This is a genomic window from Neisseria sp. P0007.S010 (assembly GCF_051962875.1).
GTDB classification, from domain to species: domain Bacteria; phylum Pseudomonadota; class Gammaproteobacteria; order Burkholderiales; family Neisseriaceae; genus Neisseria; species Neisseria subflava_A.
The window spans coordinates 1-575 of the sequence record NZ_JBQCUX010000032.1 but is presented as its reverse complement, the minus strand read 5'-3'; the positions used below and the strand labels follow the sequence as shown (position 1 = coordinate 575).

Here is a 575-nt window from a genome sequence, read left to right as displayed (position 1 = left end):
CGACTACAGCATCGACTTGGCGCAAGACACCAAAGACGACATCCAAAAAGGCGTAGATGCCAAAACCGCCGTTGACACTAAAGGCCTGACCTTCAGCGGCGACAGCGGCAGCACCAATATCGAAAAACTCGGCTCCACCGTGACCGTTACCGGCGACGACAACATCACCACCGAAGCCCGAGACGATAAAGTGACTGTTAAGCTGAAAAAAGACCTGGTAGTGAACAGCGTCGAAGCCGGCGACACCACCGTGAACAACGACGGTGTAAAAGTAGGCGACGATGTCGCATTGACCCAAGACGGCGTTAAAGCAGGTGATGTCAAACTGACCAAAGACGGTTTGAACAACGCCGGCAAGAAGGTTATCAACGTAGCGGATGGCGACCTCAACGCCAACAGCAAAGATGCCGTTAACGGCAGCCAACTGTTTGCGACCAACCAAAACGTAGCGACCAACGCCGCCAATATCGCCAAAGGCATCAACTTCGGCGGTACCAGCGGCAGCAACAACTACGCATTGGGCGACACCATCAATGTCAAAGGCGACAGCAACATCATCAGCGAAACCGTAGCCG

General features: G+C 53.9%; 1 pseudogene. It reads left to right on the top strand.

The features are described 5' to 3' along the window. Window positions 1–575 (top strand): annotated as a pseudogene (locus ACTHR7_RS10770) (hypothetical protein); the annotation flags it as partial.